Origin of the sequence: Nitrobacter sp., from assembly GCF_051535215.1 — a bacterium.
In the GTDB taxonomy this organism is placed as follows: domain Bacteria; phylum Pseudomonadota; class Alphaproteobacteria; order Rhizobiales; family Xanthobacteraceae; genus Nitrobacter.
Map to the genome: position 1 here is coordinate 66,968 of NZ_JBPPLY010000012.1, position 18,844 is coordinate 85,811.

Consider the following 18,844-nt stretch of genomic DNA (forward strand, 5'->3'; position numbering starts at 1 on the left):
CAGGCCGGAATGTTCGACGATCTTGTGATCGGTATCGCAGGTAAGGTCGTCGGGCATCAATATAAGTCGTCCAGCAAACCCAAGCCGGTCGGTGTTCGTGGCCTTCTGCTCGGTACAGAGAATGTCATCGCGGATTGCGCCGCCTCCTTCGCAAAGCTGGAGTCCGCATTCCCTGAAAAGTCCGTTCGAGTCCGATATGTCACGTCGCACATTGCTTCGGTTAGCGACAAAGGGCAGTTGGGTGTCAAGGATCGGGATTCGGCAGACTTCTTCCAAGAAAAGGCGCGGTATCCAGCTCGATCATTAGCCGATTGGCGAGCCAGCATATGGCAACCAATCATCGACGAACTCTTCAAAGCATCGGGACTGGCGGAAAATGATTTCGAGCGCTTCTTTTCGCGGCTAGAGATCATTCTCGGTGCTGCTCCCACCGTTGAATTCAATCCAGCGTTAGATGTTGCCGCCAAGGCCCAGATTGTAGAATTGGCGCGCGCGCTCGGCGATCTTGTTGGGCGTGACGACAGTAAAACTCGATGGTCACGGCGCGAGTTGCTGGACGAGCTAGGCTGGCCCGATCGCTTCCAGCAGCGCTTTGAACATCGCTTCCCTCTCGGCACCCATGTCCAGAGCAACGAGAAAAGCGAAGCCGATCTGGAAAAGGCGCTCGTGACGTATTCGTCAGGATATCTATGCCTTCTGGGCCCTCCTGGCGCAGGGAAATCGACACTGTTGGAGCGTTTCGTGCGATCCGGTCCCGGGCGAAACGTTGTGCGCTATTTAGCCTATGTCCCCGGAGCGGCACAGCAGCAAGGACGCGGAGAGGCTGCCAATTTTCTCGCTGATCTAAATAGCCAGCTCATCGGTTCGGGTTTACAGTTTAGCCGTGCAAAGGACGATACGCCCGAGCAGCGGCGCGAAACATTTGAAAAACTATTGGTACAGGCCGCCAAGCGCTACTCAGCGGACGGACAACCGACAATTATCGTGGTGGACGGGCTCGATCACGTCCCGCGCGAGGAAAAGCCGGAGACGAGCTTCCTTCGTACACTACCTCTACCGCAAAGTGTGCCAGACGGAATCATATTTGTCCTCGGAAGCCAGCGAATTGATCTAATCGATATACCGCGTGATGTAAGGGACCAAGCGTCGTTAGATGGCCGCAGAATCGAAATCGCTCCACTAACTGAAGCGGCTGTAGGCGATATGATCGCCTCTGCGGGCCTCGCCGGCGCGATAGACTCAACCGAGGTATTTGCGGTCAGCCTCGGCCATCCCTTGGTGACACAGTATCTCCTTGGAAAGCTGTTAAGCGCCGACGATAAGGAACGACAGGCACTCCTGGCTGGTGGCTTCGAATATGACGGAGACCTAGAAAAGGTTTATCGCGCCGCATGGCGCGAGGCTGAGGAAGCAGACGTCGAGGCTTCGAAGATACTGTTCACGCTAAGCTTTGCAGAAGGCCGTATCGAGCCTCAACTGCTTGCTCAGTGCCTCTCACGGGAGGCGGTCAATAATGCTTACAAGATCGCACACCACTTAATCGATCATTCCGAGCGTGGGTGGCAGGTGTTCCATAACAGCTTTCGCTTGTTCCTTCGGCAGCAAACGATCGAGCTTTATGGACGTCCCGATCCAGATTTCAGTGATTCTGCTCTCTATCGCCGCCTTGCAGAACTCGCCAAGTCGGCGCCAAGCGACAGTACACAGCGCTGGCTCGAATTCCGGTATCGCTTCCTAGCTGGCGACCAAGCAGATGCGGCGGCGATCGCGAGCCGCAAGTATTTTATCCGACAGTTCATCGACGGCCGTCGAAGCTACGAGGTAAGCAACGATATCCGTGACGCCTTCGCCTGTCTTGAGCCTAACCACCCGCCCGAGCAGCTTTTCGATCTAATGTTAGCAAAAGACGAGGTCTGGCGGCGGCAAGACGCTCTCACCACCTCGCAACATCTCGTTGCCGCCCAAATAGCTGCCGGTGAACTCAACGTCGCCGAGGCGCAACTCAACGACAGTCACAGCGCTGGGGATGAGTGGCTCGTCATCGAAGCCCTGCTCGAGGACGGCCAGTTTAGTCGCGCGCGGATGTTATTCGACAACGAGAATCCTTGGAAATGGTTTGACGAGGGATATCAGTCGGGAAAGGAGAACTCGCTCGAAACTTGGGCCGATTACGCTGTCGTCCTGCTTGATGACGAACAGATCGAGCGCCGCATTCGTAAGCCTGAGGGTAAGGATCTCGATAAGGAGACTTTCTACGGCTACACCGCTCGTGACTATCTCACCAAACTTCGTTTCGCGCTGGCGCGTTCGGTTCTGCGCCACGATCCGAAACACACGGTGGACGAGGCCGCCGCTCAGCACGAAATCGGCAATAACGAGCGAACGATACTGTATTTGGAGAGCGCAGAGGCGAAGCTCACAATATCGCTCAGCGAGGAGGCTCAGGCTTGCCTCGTTGCCTATGAAGCATGCCGTGGTGCCGAAGCACTACATGGCTCTTGGGATGTTCACGCAGCTCGCCTTGCTCTTGCGAGTGGTGACTCGGAGCTCGCGGCTCGTCTGTTCGCGAAGGCTCAAGTACCCAATCTCTGCAACCTTGAGCATCATTCGGACGATATCGAAGATGCCATTCGGTACCTTATCCAGTATTGCGCGATAGCTGCACGGCTCGGCCGGAGCTCGCCTCAACCCGAGTTACCGAGCGAACCCCTGTTTCGTGGCATACAGAACCATGCCGTCCAATTGGGCATGATGATTGGAAGCCTTAAAGCGATGGCATCGTTACAGCCGGCGACGGTTTCAAAGCAGATCAAGGACTCCATGAATTTTCTCGCAGGAGCGGCTCCGGGTCCACAGGACGATGTCCTTCTCGAATATCGCGTTCGACATGCCGATAAGCCGCTTTTCGACGCCATCTGCAAAATCGTCCAGCTCGCACCGGATTCTGCGCTTCCTTTCGCAGTAGAGTTCGAGACGTGCTTGCAATTACCTGTCTGCACTTTCCGAACATCTCTTCCGATCCTCTGCCAATTCACTCAAACTATGTATGAGTTTGACGGAGATTCTGCATCGGCGGTCGCACGTCTCGAAAGTGGGCGTCGTGACGTTGATCAATCACGCTCACCGCAAGAGGCGATCGATCAACTCTTGGAACTCTCTATAGCCTTTGGGAAAATCGGCTTCCCTGCCCGCGCTCGCGAAATGTTACACGAGACGCGCGAGATGTCACTCGGAACCTATCTCGCGGCAAAAAAAGATGGACAGTATCATCTCTGGGCGGACGTTCTTGTTGCCGCAAATCGCTTAGACCCCGGACGAGCCACTGAGCGGACCTTCATGATGCTCCGGCTGATTGCGGGTGTCGATAACAGCCACGCGCATGACCAAGCTTTGCGCATATCCAAAGCAGTATTGGTGGAAGCAATCGCGTGCGGCAAAGCGCCGGCTTGGGAAGCTTTCGAGTGGGCGAAGTCTTCAGGAATATGGAATTGGGATGGCCTCGTCGACGCGGTCGCAAGAGGAATCCTACGTAGACGCCCCGATCTTGCGATTCCACTTTCGATCACTTGGGCCACTCTCAGCCTTCCGTACTACGGGGAAAGCTACAACAGCGTAACGCGGACAGGTGAGTTTCTGCGAGACATCGTCGACGTGGCGTCTACGGAAGAGCTTCCTAAAATCGAACAAATTATTGTTGGTAGTCTCGAACGTGACGCTAAGCCGGCGAAACGGGCCGGACTCCTGCGCATATTTCGCGACGCCCTCGCCGACCGAGGAAGAGTATCAGCGCTTGTCACGACGGCGGTAGAGAGATGGAATTTCGAGCCCAATTATGACAAGGACGTGCTACCCGACTATTTCCAACTAGAAACCTTCGAAGACGTCGAGCAAGCTGTGGCATTCGAGCGATCGCGCCGCGAAGCGCAAACCAGCACGCTTTATGGTGACTTCGTAGATCGCAAACTGGGCAAGCGCATCGCAAGGATCATCGCAACGAAGTCATGGACGGAGGTCGAGGATTTCGTTGCTCGCAATCCCAAGCTGGCGCAAGATCGGCCGGTCAAAATAGCAATAGCGAAATCCGCCATTGCTGCTGCAAAACCCGACTATGCCGAAACTCTGCTTTTAGATGGCATACGAGACTCTACAGGTTGGGGCGGATGGGCTGATAGCCATCTGCTAGAATACCACAAAGCATGCCACCTTTTGGAACATGCGCAAGCGCATGAGCACGCGCGCAATGATTTCGTTCGCGATCTGGCTGCTGGTGGTTCGGGGACGGGCTCTGCGCTCTGGGGGCTCGGGGAAATTTTTCCGCTGCTCTACCGGGAAATTGACTGGCCAGCTCTATGGGATCGGTTAGCGGACCAAATTGAAAGTTATCGCGACTATCAGAAGATCCCGGCTGTACCGTTCGAGAGCGGAGCGCTGCACGACGATATCGATCTCGTCATTCACCTATTTCTCGACGCGGTAAATTTTGGTGTCTCGGACCCGCGCGAACAAGCTACGGAAGGTCTCCTGAAATTCGTCCATTCCGGGGCAACAGAGCTATTCTGCCGTGCCTGCAAGGCCTTGTTAGAAGGCGAAACTCCCGAAGTCTTGCTTGGAATGCGAATTCTGTTCGAAGCTCGCGATTGTGGGGGCATTGCTGACGTCTTTCGCAGCTATATGGACCGGCTCGTGGCACACGAGGATGTGTGCGTCGCGGCGCTCGGCACAATACTGAGCGAAGTTTGGGGCGGCAAAGCGCACATGTCGGGCGCTGAACTCCCAGCAATATATTCTCTTCAAATTCCTGCCATGGACAATACCACAGGTCGGTCGCTTCGAAACGCGGAATCTCTTGGACCTGTGATTGATGATCCTGCGGTGTGGACAGAAGGTTTCGAGAATTGGGTGAAGCATCTTTCAAATTGTTCGGGCGTACCGACTGCCAACATTCGCCATCGCGTCGCACAGTTGATAACCCGCTGGGGCGGTGTGGCAAGATATGGCGCGAAGGGAGCAGAACAACTTCGGCGTACGGTCAAACCGTTAGGATTGCTTCTCCCTTTCGTGCGCCCGCATATCGGCATTTGCTTGCGGGCTTTGCACGTGATTATCGGCGAACTCTGGCGAGCTTCGAGGCTGTCAGAGATAGAGGTCGACTTTCTTCTCCATCGTCTAGATGGGGCAGCAATTCTCCCGCCCCGGAGCGTCTATTCTGCTCGCCCAGTAGACATTGATTGGCCGCTACTACCAGATGATCCATGGCGTTCGGAGGCAGAAGATTGGCTCAATGCTACAGACATGAAACGTCAAACCCAACCGAACAACGTAATCGGTGAATGGGGGCGTCTCGAAATGCTTGAGTCAAGCTCACTCTATGAAGAGGAAACGCTCATAATCCGAAGCATGCCAAAAGTTGAGCTAAACGATTTTGATCGCGCGATCGCGGCGTTGCCAAGGGCATTTTGGAGTTGTGGCGCAATAATGCTCGGCAACAAGTCCGAAGGCGTGTTGACCGGGTTAAGGAACCTGCAAATCTCACTTGTGGGTAGTCGCGCCGACGCATTGATATTCGATCCGATGCTCGCGCATCGCCTCGGCTGGCATCAAGCACATGATGATCCTTTTTCCTTCTGGGACGTCGAAAAAGGGCTAATGGCAACAACGAGATTCTGGCGCGATGGCTGGCGACAGCAAATGACGTATGCAGATGCCATTCGCTGGGCCGAGGGCCAGCGCGTCGAACTTACGGAAGTTGGATTGGCTGAGATCGAGCGCCTCAACGGTCTGCCCCCGCCGATCACTGTAAGGTGGCGCGCCCTCAAACCCCGCTCGCCAAAGCCAAAGCTTGCCTTGCAATGGAGAAGCGACGAGTAGCGGATCATAACGAATAATCGCTGCCAATCGCGACGAGCGAAGTCGATGACTCTAACCGCATATTTTCCGGTTAGCCGATCGTCGCTTATTCAAGGATGACGATATGGGGCCTAGTGAACCTCGCGCCGAACAGGATATATTTGACGATCTCACGGAACTGTGCAGTCGCCCTGGGTTTGTTCATGCGCTCGCATGGATGTCCTTGCGGGACAACTATGTGACCTTCGACAGTGAGATGGACAGTAAAGCACTCGCTGCCTCCTATGCGCCGGAACGAACGGTCCGGACTGAATTCTCGACATTGCTCGGGTTGTTGATCCGTCAACCGATCGATATGAGTGAACCGACCGCCGCTGAGGTTCAGGCGCTGTTCGATCGTACGACCGAGCTTCTGGCTGAGCTCCATGAGCGGCTGGGGCGACCAATGTGGGAGGCTATCTTCAATAGTGCAAAAGCAGCGCAGATGGGCTTGGACCGGCCTCCTTCACCTTTCACTCGCGCCGATGTTCTTCGAGAACCTATATTTTATGGCGGCGAATCCGCTTACAGCTTCCAATATCGCGACATGGCGCTCGAACGCTATGCAGCAGACGAAGCGTGGCTGATCGCGAACAAAGGCTTCACCATAGCGGATGCGCAAGCCTTAGCCCAGGGCATTTCGGCGGTACAGAATGACAAGATACGGAAGACGCTGTCTGAGCTAAAACTGAAGAGCCCGTCATCCCTGTCCTTGCTACCTGGGTTTACGTTCACAGCAGCGGAGATAGCGACGCACGTTAAGCGGCCGATTGAGACAATCAGTGCAGTGCTTGCTGCGCTCAGTATTGGCGCGCCGGCCAATGCCGATTTCACGTCGCTCGGCGCATTCAACATAGCCGTGGCATGTCCGATAGTAGCGCGGCCGGACGGCACCTATATCGCGTTGCAGACCTATGGGATCGTGGAGTCCATCTACGATTCCCCCTTCTACTGGATGATCGCAGACAAAGCGTATCGTGCGAAGGCGTCAGCCCATCGTGGCACCTTCACCGAGCAGTTTGTTGCAAAGAGGCTTCGCTCAATTTTTAGCGTTAAGAACGTCCATTGCAACGTTAACATTGAGGGCTCGAGCGATCGCGTGTCCGAGATGGACGTACTTGTCCTGTTTGGTGACCGGGCCGTCATCGTCCAATGCAAGTCAAAGAAAATGACCTTAGAATCACGCAAGGGCAACGACCAGACTCTACGCGACGATTTCCAAAAGGCCGTGCAGGACGCTTATGACCAAGGCCTACTGTGCGCACAATCGCTTGTTAAATCCGACTTGGAATTCGTGAAGGAGGATGGGTCGAAGCTTACCATTCCGGAACTGAGAGAGATCTATATCATCTGCGCAGTGTCGGACCACTATCCCGTGCTCACCGTTCAGGCCCGCAGCTTCCTCAACTATGAGCAGGATACGATTATCCGGGCTCCACTCGTCGCGGACGTGTTCCTGATCGACGTGTTAACCGAGATGCTCGCAAGCCCTTTACGCTTCCTGAGCTACGTCAATCGACGCGCCCACTATGCCGAGCGTGTCCACGGAACCAACGAACTCGCTATTTTGGGCTATCATTTGAGCCAGAACCTCTGGTTTGAAGACGACACCAGCATGGCGATGGTTGCGGACGATTGTTCGCTCGACCTAGATACTGCCATGACCGTACGCCGAGAGGGAGTGCCGGGAACCGGCACACCAAAGGGCATCCTGACCAAGCTCAACGGCACGCTCGTTGGACAGGTGGTCGAAAAAATCGAGAATGAGGCCAACTCCGACCTGATCGATCTTGGCTTTCTGCTACTTGATATCAACGGCGACACTATCGACCAACTTGACCAAGGGCTGAAGGATGTCGCTTACCGCACACGACTCGATGGGCGGCTTCATGATTTTACCCTCGGATTCAACAACGGCGATAACGGGCTCACTATCCATTGCAGCCGGGCGCCGGCTCGCGAAGCTGTTGAAACGCTCGCTGACCATTGTCGGCGCCGCAAATACGTACACCGATCCGGAGGATGGTTTGGCTTCGTCGTGCGCGAAACGGACAGCTTGCCGAAGCTCAGTATCGCGTTACGTTTCCCTTGGAAGCACGATGCTAAGCTTGATGCCCTCACCCGCGGTATGGTCGTTGCGGGCAGTCAGGCCCTGACTAGGCTCGCACCTACCCGGCGGGCACCGGATGGCACGAAGATTGGCCGGAACGGCCCATGCACCTGCGGCAGTGGCAAAAAGTTCAAGAAGTGCTGTCTGACGTGATATTCGCCCGAGATCTGGTCTACACTGATTACAATCATCGAGGCGCCGGGTGCCAGCGGTTAACATCGACTTTCAACGTATTCGTTCCTTCGTTGGTTCGCAGAATTACGCCTTCGAAGAATTGTGTTCGCAGCTTGCGGCTTTGGAGCCGCGCACCGGATGATGTTTTCTATCGTAAAGGCATTGGTGCGGACGCGGGTGTCGAGTGCTACATGCGGCATCGCGACGGCTCGGAAACAGGGTGGCAGACAAAGTATTTCTTCAAGTTTGACTCCGGCCAGGTTACGCAGCTCGACAAATCCATCAAGCAAGCGTTGGCCAAGCACCCCAGGCTTAACCGGTACATCGTCTGCATACCCTTCGATCTGTTCGACCAGCGTTCGGGTAAAGGCAAGACCCAGCTTCAGCGTTGGCAGGATTGGGTGAAGAAATGGAAGTCTGCCGCAACGAAGAAGCGAAAGCTCGCCATCGAACTATGGGGGCATTCTGAGCTTGTGGAGCGGTTAGGCCGCGACAACCCGCTCTACTCAGGCAGGGCGGCTTTCTGGTTCGATGAGACCTTTCTCACCTCGGCCTGGTTTACCAGCCGGTTTGAGCGGGCTCGCGACGGGCTTGGGCAGCGCTATACCCCTGAAACAAATGTTGAGTTACCCATACGACGCACCATCCTTGGCCTTTGCCGTGACCGCTCCGTTCTTGATCAAGTTCAGCTATGGGGCGAAAAACTGGAAGAGGCCCGGTACGACGTCATCGATCGCCTTAAGCGGTTGACGGTGAGCGGCGGGCTGATAGCGGAAATTGCGGCGGTTGAGGCAACGACCAGTGCGCTTAGCTCACTGTTATCGACGACGCCTGATGACCCCGCTTACATATTCCCCCATCGAACATATCAAGTCGCTAGGAAGCGAGGCCCTGGTGGCGGCCGCACAAGCCATGCGCGCCGTTCGCAATATCAATCCGACTCCAGCCAAGGACGGAGACGATGTCCGATATCTGTACCATGATATGCGCGGGCTCGAAGAGGCGTTGGATGCCGTCATCGAAGGGGTAACCGGCGATAGCTGGCGACTGGTCAACAGCCGGCGAGCGCTGGTCACGGGTCCGGGAGGTATCGGCAAATCGCATCTGTTCGGAGATGCGGTCGATCATCAAGTTGCCGATGGTCATCCCTCGCTTCTTATCCTTGGCGGTACGCTGATTGATGATGACCCCTGGGCACAAATCGTCAAACAACTCGACCTAACGCTTTCCACCGAGAAATTCCTTGGCGCTCTCGATGCCGCGGCGCAGGCTGCGGGGACCCGGGCTGTGATTTTCATCGACGCCATTAACGAGCGGCATGGAATCTCAATTTGGTCACACCGGCTGCCAGCGTTTCTCAAGACGATTGAGGCTTTCCCGCGTGTGGCCGTCGCCCTGTCGTGCCGCTCGACATATTTGCCATACATCCTGCCGGCGGGGCCAGGACCGGATTTGTCTCAGGTTGAGCATGTTGGGTTCGCCGGGCGTGCCGCTGAAGCCGCCCGCTACTATCTGGATAAGCGCGGCATTGTGCGCATGGCCGCGCCGAACCTTGTTCCGGAATTCGAGAACCCGCTCTTTCTCAAGACCTGTTGCGACTATCTCGAAAAGGAACAGCTTCATGAATTCCCGCGCGGCCTGCGCGGGGTAACGGAGATCTTCGGTTTTTACTCGGAGGCTGTTGCAAAATCCGTCGAGCGGCAGCTCGGGCTCGATCATAAGCTTGCGAAGGTGGCCCAAGCGCTCGAGACGCTTGCCGTTGCTTTCGATCAAGGCGAACGCGGCTATCTCGAATACGACAAGGCCGACGCTCTGATGGAGGCGATTGTTCCGGCGCACGGGTGTTCGAAAAGAGCTTGCTTGCCCGGCTCGTCAGCGAGGGAATTCTGGCCGATGAGCCCGTGACGGGAAACGGCGGCGCCATCGTCCAAACCGTGCGCTTTTCGTTTGAGCGCTATAGCGACCATCGCATCGCGCGTCAGATGTTCGATAAGCATTTCGATGTATCGGCGCCGAAGGATTCATTTCTGCCGGGCACGCCGCTGGAGATTTACCTTGAAAACCCTAAGGCTTATGAGCATGCGGGCGTGTTGGAAGCGATGGCGGTTCAGTTGCCGGAGCGCAGTGGGCTCGAACTCCCGGACGCCATGCCTAAGCCGCGGAACAGATTGCTGCTCCTGCGCGCGTTTCTTGGTAGCGTCTTGTGGCGTGAGCAACGCGCCTTTACGCAGCGCACCCTCGATTTACTGAAGGAAGCTTCCAGGCTATCGGGGCGTAACGAGACCATGCACGCGCTGCTCGCGGTCGCAAGCGAACCGGACAATGCGTTTAACGCCGAGTATTTGCACGGAAAGCTCGTCAAGCGGGCGATGCCGCAACGGGATAGGACCTGGTCTATATACGTCGCGCAGGAGGGTGATGACGAAGACAGCCCTATCGAAACCTTGATTGGCTGGACTCTTCAAAACGGCTTCGAGGCCATCGAAGATAAGCGAGCCGAACTCGTCGCCATCGCGCTGAGCTGGCTATTCTCGACAAGCCATCGTCTCATCCGTGACCGGGCAACAAAGGCGCTCGGGGCACTATTGGCCACGCGGCTGACAATGGCCGCAAGCCTTATTCGTCGTTTCCAGGACATCGATGATCTTTATATTCTCGACCGTGTCATGGCCGCGGCCTATGGAGCTGCCTTGCAGGGCATGGCAAAGGACGGGCTGCGTGAACTGGCGGAAGCTGCGTATCATTGTGCGTTTGACCGCGATGAGGTGCTTGCCCATGTCCTCATCCGTGACCATGCACGCGGAATCGTAGAGATTGCCCACATAAGAGGTGCTTTGCCGGCGGGCGTTGATTTGACGCGGGCACGGCCACCTTATTGCAGCTCATCCGGCATCGAGGATGTGCCTGATGTGGTCATCGACGCTTATGTGCAAGAATATGCCCCCGGAAAGAGTTTTCGCGACGATATCGTGAACTCCAGCGTGAGTGATGGCGACTTCGCGCGTTATGTTATGGATACCCCGGTCGGAAAATTTAGCGCCTTCCCGATTGCTCTGGTCGGGCAGAGCCAGGAGCAAATCTATCGTGATTGGGTCGGCGATGTGGTTAGCCAGATTCCGGAAGCGGAAGCCCGCCTGAACGAGCTTATCGCGGCGTGCGATGCGTGGCGGGCCCTTGGTCCATTCAAATTCAAGTTCTTGACCGTCAATGACTCAGGCCAAGAAGAGGATGACGACGAAGACGAAGGTGACGACGAAGACAAGAATGTGAGCCAATTCGAGCAGGCCGTCGATGAAGCCGAGGCGCGGTTAGAGGCTGCTCTGGGTGAGGCCGAATGGCTGGAGTATAACATCCGGGCGCGCCATATCGTGCGTAGGGATTTGCGCTGCGCGAAACGATACTATTTTTGGCCTCCTTCCTTCGACCGGATGCGCGCGCGCCGTTGGGTCTGCAAGCGTGCGCATGACCTTGGCTGGACCCCGGAGCTATTCGGCGAATTCGATCGGGTCCACGCGCATGGTAGTCGGACGGAGCATCGGGTCGAGCGCATTGGCAAGAAGTATCAGTGGATAGCGTTTCACGAGCTGCTCGCTCGTCTGGGTGATAATTTTGGTTTCGTTGGATGGAGCCGTGACAACGGACTGAGCGTCTTTCAGGGGCCATGGCAAGTGAGCCGGCGTGATCTCGATCCCTCACTTTTTGTGTTGAAGACCCCTAAGGAAGCGCGGCAAAGCGGCCGGACATGGTGGATGCCGGCTCAAGTGAACCTCCGCGGGATGTCACCCGCGTCGCGCCTGGCGTGGCTCGATACGCCCGAAGATATGGTGAATGACGCGTCGTTGCTAACCGCTACGGATCCGAGATCGGGCCGGACATGGCTCGTCGTCGATGAGTTCGAGCGCTGGAATTGCTGGGTCATGCGGGAAGGTGAGCGTATGCTCGACCTGCAGACGGCTTTTGAAATCCGCAGCTTTTTGGTGCGCGCCGCCGATCGCCGCAAGGTTGTGCAGGCTCTATCTGGCAAGCTGTTTAACAGGCATTCTGATCTGCCTGAACTCGACAAGTCGTCTGACGGCTATATCGGCGAATACCCTTGGCATCCGTTGTATGGCGATGTGTCTGCGTGGATGAAGCCAGAGGATTGGAATCAACTGGTCGTCGAAATTCAGCGCACGGTTACGGATTACTCCGCCGAACGCAGCGGTCATGACCATTCAATCGAGGAGTCGGTGAGCTTCAGCGTGCCCGCGCCAGGTCTGATTGCCGGGCTCGGGATGCGCCTTTCAAACGGGCGGGACCTCTCCTATTCGGATGACGGGGGTAAGACGCTCTTTTTCGACCCGTCAACGCATGAAGCGGGCCCCGGCGCGGCTCTTGTGGACCGGGACGCGTTTCTATCCTTCCTTGCACGCGAAAAGCTTGAAGCCGTCTGGATTATCGCCGGGGAGAAAGAAGCGCATGGCGGAAGAAAGCACCGTGAGGGCTGGGGCGGCTCAAAGAGCTTTACGTCAATCTATTGGCTGGCGGGCGGCAAATTTCAGCGCAAGGATTTTGTGGAACGCGAATATCCAAGAAAGGAGCAGCTTGAGCGTTTCTATGACGAGCCAGGCGAGCCGGCGCCAAGAACTCGTGCGAAAAAACCGTCATCCGCATCGGGCGGAAAAAAGAAGGTTGAGACCAAGAAGGCGCGCGTAGCTTCACCGGCACCACGAGCGCCAGCGGCTAAGAGGCCCAAGCCCAAGTCAAAACCTAAGACCAAGGCGAAGACCAAGCCGAAGCGCGCAACAAAGGTGGCGCGGCCAAAGAAGGCAAAGAAAGCGAAACGGAAATCTCCCCGCTAGGCGGTGGAGTGCTTCCCAGAAGAAAGTTCGCAGCCCGCTGGGCATGCGCCATGTTCGCCATGTCACGCCGCTCTATTCGACAGCTTTCCTCCCAATGAGCGAATGCCCGCTTCGGGCCTTTTCCGGACTCTCGAGTGAGCTCTTATTGCTCATCGAGCAATGGAGGTCGCCTTCGCGCGCCGAACTTTAATCGGCGCGCTCTTTCCATAAGTCCTGCACTAGGAGGACGCGCAGCCAATACAGAAACATAGCCGCGACGTTTCCGGCCATGCTGATAGTAGCGATAGCACGACTGAGTTCGTTCCGTGCCATGGCCAGCCGCAGCGGCGACGATTGCGCCGGCGCCAAACGTTGTCTTCAGGTCGGCGATCAATTGGTGCCTTGTGACGTTGGGCGTAATGTTGTCCTTGATTGTTGGAAAGACTTTTGCACCGAGTTTCGATATGGCCTTGCGCAAGCCATTCTTGGAATCGATGCTGATGACGATCCGACCGCCGGCATCCCTGCAGCGCTTTGCGAGATACTGCGCCGGCGCATCCGAAATCCTTGGATCAACCCCGATCGTCGTCCTCTCCGTTCCGAACAGCCCTCGATGGCTTTTGGCCGGCATGAATGACAGTGACAAAAGACCGGACGCTTCAAGTTCGAGTACGACACCGGGCGAGAAGCCGGCAGGGCGGTCGCCCGCGACCAATTCTTCCGGGCGGACAGGGACTGTCAAAAGAGTCGCGAGCGCCACGCGATAACGCCAATCTGGCGGCACGGCATTCCACAGTATCTCGTCCCAATCCCTCGGCAGTACCGCGAGCAAGTATCGCTTGCTGTTTTCAGCGCGAGTGCGGACGACATTCCGGGATTGATGCCAGCGCGATGGCGGGAGCGTCCACGGCAGGGTGCCGGAATGAATGGGCGGATCCAATGCAAAGACTGGTTCCAGACGATCGAGCAGTGCGTGCAGCTTTCTCGCCGCGCTAACCGTTTCCTGCGCGTTTCTGGCTTCAATTGCAACCATACATTCACTTGCAGCCTCTTCCAACCTACGTGCCCCTATAAAATGTACAGCCGCACGACGATGATAAAATGTATTGAGGCTAACTCCAGGTCTTAACGGATCTAGATTATCGCTTCCCCACATTCTTTCGAACTCGTTGTTGTAGGCTTTGAGGGTTCGCGCGCTGATCGTTCGACCCCTTACCTGTGCGCACAAGGCAGATGCCCGAGAGATGAGATCCATCACATCCATTTCGTCATCCTCGTTATTGTCGGCCTCGCGTGCTCTATCTTGTCGGCCTGTCTTGTTGGCCTCTTCCGCGGGTGTCGCTAACGTTTCGGGGTAAAATTTGGCTCTTCCAGAATGGTTGCGATCGCTTCCAGTAGGAGCGTTTGCACCGTAGTGCCGCGCTGAACTGCCGTCATTTTCAACCGCCGTCGTACATCGTCGCTAACCCGGACGAGGACGCCGCAGCGGATCTCGGACTGTGCACCGGTGGCGACTTCCGCCGGCTGGAAGGACACACCACTTAGTGATGGCGTCCGCCTTGTGGCCTTGATGGCGTTTGTGAGTGTCGGCCTACGATGCATGATTTGCTCCTCGCACTTTCAGATTGAGTTTCGCGGCCAGTTCGAACCAAAGCATCTCATACTCCGTCGCCGCCCGCCCGCTCGGTTCGGCCTCGGTAACGCCGGCACCCATCAGCGTTGCATACCCCACAACAAGGCGATGGGTGATTTGCTGGCGGCAGACATGCGGTGTCACCGTCGCAAGAAGATCGCGCGTCTCGCGCACCGCCGGCGCATCGACACCATTCCGACCCGATGGCGCGGCATTGATGACGACCGAATATGCGTTCCGGGCAGATTTCAGGATCTGAACCACGCTCATTGTCACGCGAACGTCGAACAGGGTCGGTCGTGTCGGCACCAGAATGAGATCGGCGTGCCGGGCAGCGTCGAGGGCGTGGCGTGCGCCGGGCGGCATATCAATGAACAGGACATCGATCCGGCATTTTGCGGCCAGAGAGATCGCTTCCCTAATCTGGTCGGGGCTGCAGCGGTGAACTCCGATTGCTCCATCCCTACGCAAGCGGCGCCACTCGAAGCTGGATTTTTGAGGATCGGCATCAATGATCCCGACACGATAGCCAGCGCACCGGGCGAGAACCGCAAGATTCGTCATGCTTGTGGATTTGCCGCAGCCGCCCTTGCCCGCACCGGCGACGATGGCGCGGAAGGTGTGGTTGAGCGACGAACACACACTCTGATCTGTCCTCACACAGGCATCGAGTGGTCTTGGCATCGTGCCGGTGCGGGGGTGCTGTCCGATTCCGCCACGGCTATCGTGCTGACTTGCTATCATGTGATCAACCCTCAAATTTCGGCCGGCGACCTCGACCGCGACGGCGCTTCGCCATCGCATCGAAATCAAGCCCCTTGAATACTGACCAGTCGATGCCCTGCTGCAGCGGCAAGTTGGCAAGGTACTGGCATTCCTCGGCACTCAGAGCTCGGAAGCCGTACTGATCGTGAACGTCGCCGAGTTCATGGCCCGACTGGAGGCGGCGGGCTCGGCCGTCGACTTTCTCTTTGCGCATGCCGTCGATGGCGTCGCCGCGGAGGCTGTGAAAGACCTCGCCGCCCTTGGCCCCGCAGCGCTTCAGGAGGCGCTGCATGACTTTGCTCATGTACTTCGAGGGGTCGGGATGCTCGTGTGCGGCCTGGAACACGAACCCGCTGCAACCGCGCATCCAATCGATCAGACCGATCTCGTCCAGATAGTTGTGCAGGACATAGAAGGTCATCGACTCGTCGGTCTTGGCCGGAACGCGCCGCCACTCCTTGTTGCCGGTCTGCTCGTTCACGACCTCGACGATGCTGTTGGTCTGTGCGATCCACACGCCGTCCTTCTGGCGGATGTCGCCGCCCTGAAGATAGGTCAGCAGGCCGAGCCGACGGGAAGAGAGCTTGGCAAGGAGCGGGAAGACCGCCTCATCGAGTCGTCCAGCGGCGGCGCCATTGCGAAACACGTGGTTGGTCACCTCGATGCTGATGCCCTCACGCGGTTTGCTGCACCGGTAGGCCTGAGGATACGAAATCTTCGCGCCCGCGAACGGATCACGATATTTGTGGTCCTGCATGCAATGGCGCATCATCGTCTTGACGTTGGCGATATAGCCGTCGGCCATCGTCTTCTTCGCCATTGGTGGCGCGATTGCGAAATTCTTGTTGGCCTCGAGGATCTCGAGCGTGGTCATGCCCGCAAGGTCATTGCGCTTGGTGACATTGGCGGGCCAGTGCTGCATCCGGTTGACGAAGGTCTGCAGGTCGCTCGCGTAGTATTCCTGCGGCGTACGGTCGCCAATCACGTCGAGAAACACCTGACGCCGCAGCATAAGGATCTGGATATCGGGATGGTCCTCGCCGTCACGCTCCTTGCGCATGTTGATGTAGTTCTGCGCAATACGGCTGAAGAGCAGCGAGCTGCCGGTGGCTGCGTTCGACGCGACCGCTGGCGGCGAGGCGGGAGCGGGCGTGATGGACGGGACCACATGGTCGACGGCAGCGAGCGCCTGCTCGGGTTGAGAGGCGAGCTTCAGGACCTCGGTGAGCGCGGCCCGCGTCAAAGCCTCGGCGTTTGCGGCCACCGCGGCCGCCCCCGTCTCGCCCTTGGCGACCTCCCGCTCGACCAGCTGGAGCGAGGTCAGCGCCGCCTCGAGGCCGCGCGCAAGTCCGATCGCCTGGGCCGGATTTTCCAGCGCGCGCGTGATGGCGTTTTGACAAGCCGCCACGGTATGCTGAACCAGCTCGTTCTGCCGGTCATCGATCTGCGACGCATCCATCGGTGTCCCCTTCCAGATGTCGGCCGCGAAGCTGCAGATGGTCTGGCAAAGGGTCGCAAGCTGCACCGCCAGGCGTTTGGCCTCGCCGCGGCTGCGCGGGCCCAACGTGGCGCGGACGATAGGGGCCGGGCCGGCAAGGACGAAGCCGGTGTCAATACCGTTTTTGAAGAATTGCGGGGACAACCGGAGCTGAAAGCGCCACCCGGTGGGGTCGCCGGTCAGGTAGCGCGGCGGCCGCAGGCCGCCGGCACGCGAGCGGCCCGAGCGCTTCTTCGCTGATACTTTTGCTGGTACAGACCCCGGTACAGTCACGCATCTCGCCTCAGGTTTGGGCGTCGAATCTGCGTGAAACGGGGCTTATGAGCCCTTCGGACTGCTAATTGGGGTGCGAGCTAATTGGCGGAGAGGGAGGGATTCGAACCCCCGATAGGCTTGCACCTATGCCGCATTTCGAGTGCGGTGCATTCGACCACTCTGCCACCTCTCCTAAGGTGCCATGCTGGCGGTGGACCGCCTTTAGCGCGGTTTCGGGGAAGTGGAAACCGGGTCGCAAGGAAATGCGCGCCTTGATACATCGCCGCCCGTTCAAATGCAAAACCCAAACATGACCGGGATGGTTGCGGCGGTCGCCCATGAAGGGGTCCGCCCGGCGTACTGGGAAAGTGGGACCGCCGGACGCGATAATAACCGGCGGTCCCGTGCCGCGTCATTAAAACCGTGGCCGGAAGTGCGGCTTCGCGGACCACCTGCGCGACCATGCGACCGTAGCGGTCTTTGCAAAACCGGCAACGCGATCCTGATTTTAACCTCACCAAACAAGGTTACTTTGGCGGGAGAGTGCGGTCGGCGCCGTGGCTTATCCTAGGACTGCGGCATGTTCAGGCAGCGATAAGGCCACGCGCGGGCGGTTCGTCACTCCTTCGCTTTCTTGTCCTTCTTGTCCTTGCCGTCGTCGGATTTCTTGTCTTTCTTGTTGTCCTTCTTGCGATTGGTGAAACGCGCGTTGCCAAGGCCTGTACCGATGGTCAGAACCCCCCAGCGGGCGACGTCCTGCATGTAGGGCATTTCGCTCAGGCCCTGCGCCAGGCCGTCATTGTGCATCAGCACGGTGGTGTCGTGGCCGCCGATCTCGGGAATGGCCTCGATTAGCGACGCCGGCAGGTTGAATCGGCTGCTCTCCCAGTTGCCGGGAAGATTTTGCGCGCCTTTCTCGATCGATCCATCCTCGTCGATCACGCCCGGGCAGGAAATGCCGATGAATGGCGCGAGCTTCAGTCCCTCCTTGTCCGCCTGCGAAATGAGGTCCTTCAGCATTTTCACGAGCTTCTTCACCGCAGCCTCGCGGGTCGGCTCATCGTCGGCGTGGCGCCACAATTCGGACTTCCACACCCCGGCCTTGGAGAGGTCAGCGGCCTTTTTCCAGCGGGTCTCGACAACGCCGCAGCGGATGTTGGTGCCGCCGATATCGACTGCCAGGATGCTGTCGAAGGCCTCGAAGATCCACGACGGCGCAAGATGCAGGCAGCCGATCAGCCCGGCCTCGTCGGGATCGAAGCGGATCGGGATCAGATGGACCTTGTGATTCTGGCTTTTCAGCAACAGGTCGGCGCGGGCGATCGCGATCTCGCCGACCCGGCTCTTGCGAAACCCGCCGCCGACCACGATGCATTCGGTATCGGCCCATGCCTTGGTCTTGAGGAAGCGTCCCGTCACATAGGCGAGTTCCTGCGCGAACTCCTCGATGGCGCCGTGCACCAGCGCTGCCGCCTCGATGTCGTCGCCGATCAGCGCCTCGTCCAGCGAACCCTTGCCGATCTCCTCGGAGGGGATCTTGCCGAGCGGGTCGTCGCCGTTTTTCTTCAGCGGTTTACGCAGGCCGTCGAGGATCTTGCGGAAGGCGCCCTTGCAGGCGCGATCGCCGAGAAAGCCCTCGTCGTCTTTCAATTCGATGTTGTAGCTGTCGACATCCACCGATGGCAGCCGCAGAACCCCGTGCT

10 protein-coding genes, 1 tRNA gene and 1 pseudogene are annotated in these 18,844 nt (G+C 57.7%); 5 read left to right on the forward strand and 7 right to left on the reverse strand.

Annotated features, from left to right (window positions below; translation table 11 throughout):
- Positions 1-9: 9 nt before the first annotated feature.
- The 5 genes from ACS3WB_RS12260 to ACS3WB_RS12280 all read left to right on the forward strand — a co-directional run bounded on the left by ACS3WB_RS12260 (position 10) and on the right by ACS3WB_RS12280 (position 13,011).
- Entirely contained in the window at positions 10-5,868 is a 5,859-nt protein-coding gene (locus ACS3WB_RS12260; protein WP_438275832.1) for an ATP-binding protein, read from the forward strand.
- A 217-nt stretch (positions 5,869-6,085) separates the two neighbouring features.
- Positions 6,086-8,149, forward strand: coding sequence for an SEC-C metal-binding domain-containing protein (locus ACS3WB_RS12265; RefSeq protein ID WP_438275833.1), 2,064 nt, complete (start codon positions 6,086-6,088; stop codon positions 8,147-8,149).
- The gene (locus tag ACS3WB_RS12270) at positions 8,101-9,153 is read left to right on the forward strand and encodes a hypothetical protein (RefSeq protein ID WP_438275834.1); all 1,053 of its coding nucleotides are present in this window, start codon (positions 8,101-8,103) and stop codon (positions 9,151-9,153) included. The genes ACS3WB_RS12265 and ACS3WB_RS12270 overlap by 49 nt, the downstream gene beginning before the upstream one ends.
- On the forward strand, positions 9,083-10,075 hold the full coding sequence (locus tag ACS3WB_RS12275; protein ID WP_438275835.1) for a hypothetical protein: 993 nt from the start codon (positions 9,083-9,085) through the stop codon (positions 10,073-10,075). The genes ACS3WB_RS12270 and ACS3WB_RS12275 overlap by 71 nt, the downstream gene beginning before the upstream one ends.
- Positions 10,012-13,011: a hypothetical protein gene (locus ACS3WB_RS12280; RefSeq protein WP_438275836.1), complete on the forward strand. Its 3,000-nt coding sequence runs from the start codon at positions 10,012-10,014 to the stop codon at positions 13,009-13,011. Before ACS3WB_RS12275 ends, ACS3WB_RS12280 begins: the two co-directional genes overlap by 64 nt.
- A gap of 142 nt (positions 13,012-13,153) precedes the next feature.
- Here the strand turns inward: ACS3WB_RS12280 and ACS3WB_RS12285 are convergent, their stop codons facing one another.
- The 7 genes and pseudogenes from ACS3WB_RS12285 to ACS3WB_RS12315 form a co-directional block, all read right to left on the reverse strand.
- Complete coding sequence (locus ACS3WB_RS12285) at positions 13,154-14,254, reverse strand: hypothetical protein (protein ID WP_438275837.1); 1,101 nt, start codon at positions 14,252-14,254, stop codon at positions 13,154-13,156.
- Positions 14,255-14,331: 77 nt separating this feature from the next.
- Positions 14,332-14,592, reverse strand: coding sequence for a ribbon-helix-helix domain-containing protein (locus ACS3WB_RS12290; protein ID WP_438275838.1), 261 nt, complete (start codon positions 14,590-14,592; stop codon positions 14,332-14,334).
- Positions 14,582-14,932, reverse strand: coding sequence for a hypothetical protein (locus tag ACS3WB_RS12295; protein ID WP_438275845.1), 351 nt, complete (start codon positions 14,930-14,932; stop codon positions 14,582-14,584). The genes ACS3WB_RS12290 and ACS3WB_RS12295 overlap by 11 nt, the downstream gene beginning before the upstream one ends.
- A 132-nt stretch (positions 14,933-15,064) precedes the next feature.
- Positions 15,065-15,427: pseudogene (locus ACS3WB_RS12300) on the reverse strand (P-loop NTPase); the annotation flags it as partial.
- On the reverse strand, positions 15,372-17,159 hold the full coding sequence (locus ACS3WB_RS12305; RefSeq protein WP_438275839.1) for a hypothetical protein: 1,788 nt from the start codon (positions 17,157-17,159) through the stop codon (positions 15,372-15,374). The gene ACS3WB_RS12305 and the pseudogene ACS3WB_RS12300, both read right to left, overlap by 56 nt.
- Positions 17,160-17,244: 85 nt before the next feature.
- Positions 17,245-17,334 (reverse strand) — tRNA-Ser (locus tag ACS3WB_RS12310).
- A gap of 425 nt (positions 17,335-17,759) precedes the next feature.
- Positions 17,760-18,844 (reverse strand): ROK family protein (locus ACS3WB_RS12315; RefSeq protein ID WP_438275840.1); only part of this gene is annotated, 1,085 nt, incomplete at its 5' end.

Bases quoted from the DNA above. Each gene is read 5' to 3' on its own strand.
- ACS3WB_RS12260 (WP_438275832.1), top strand. From the start codon at position 10: ATGTTCGACGATCTTGTGATCGGTATCGCAGGTAAGGTCGTCGGGCAT.
- ACS3WB_RS12270 (WP_438275834.1), top strand. From the start codon at position 8,101: ATGCACCTGCGGCAGTGGCAAAAAGTTCAAGAAGTGCTGTCTGACGTG.
- ACS3WB_RS12275 (WP_438275835.1), top strand. From the start codon at position 9,083: ATGCGCGCCGTTCGCAATATCAATCCGACTCCAGCCAAGGACGGAGAC.
- ACS3WB_RS12285 (WP_438275837.1), bottom strand. From the start codon at position 14,254: ATGGATGTGATGGATCTCATCTCTCGGGCATCTGCCTTGTGCGCACAG.
- ACS3WB_RS12290 (WP_438275838.1), bottom strand. From the start codon at position 14,592: ATGCATCGTAGGCCGACACTCACAAACGCCATCAAGGCCACAAGGCGG.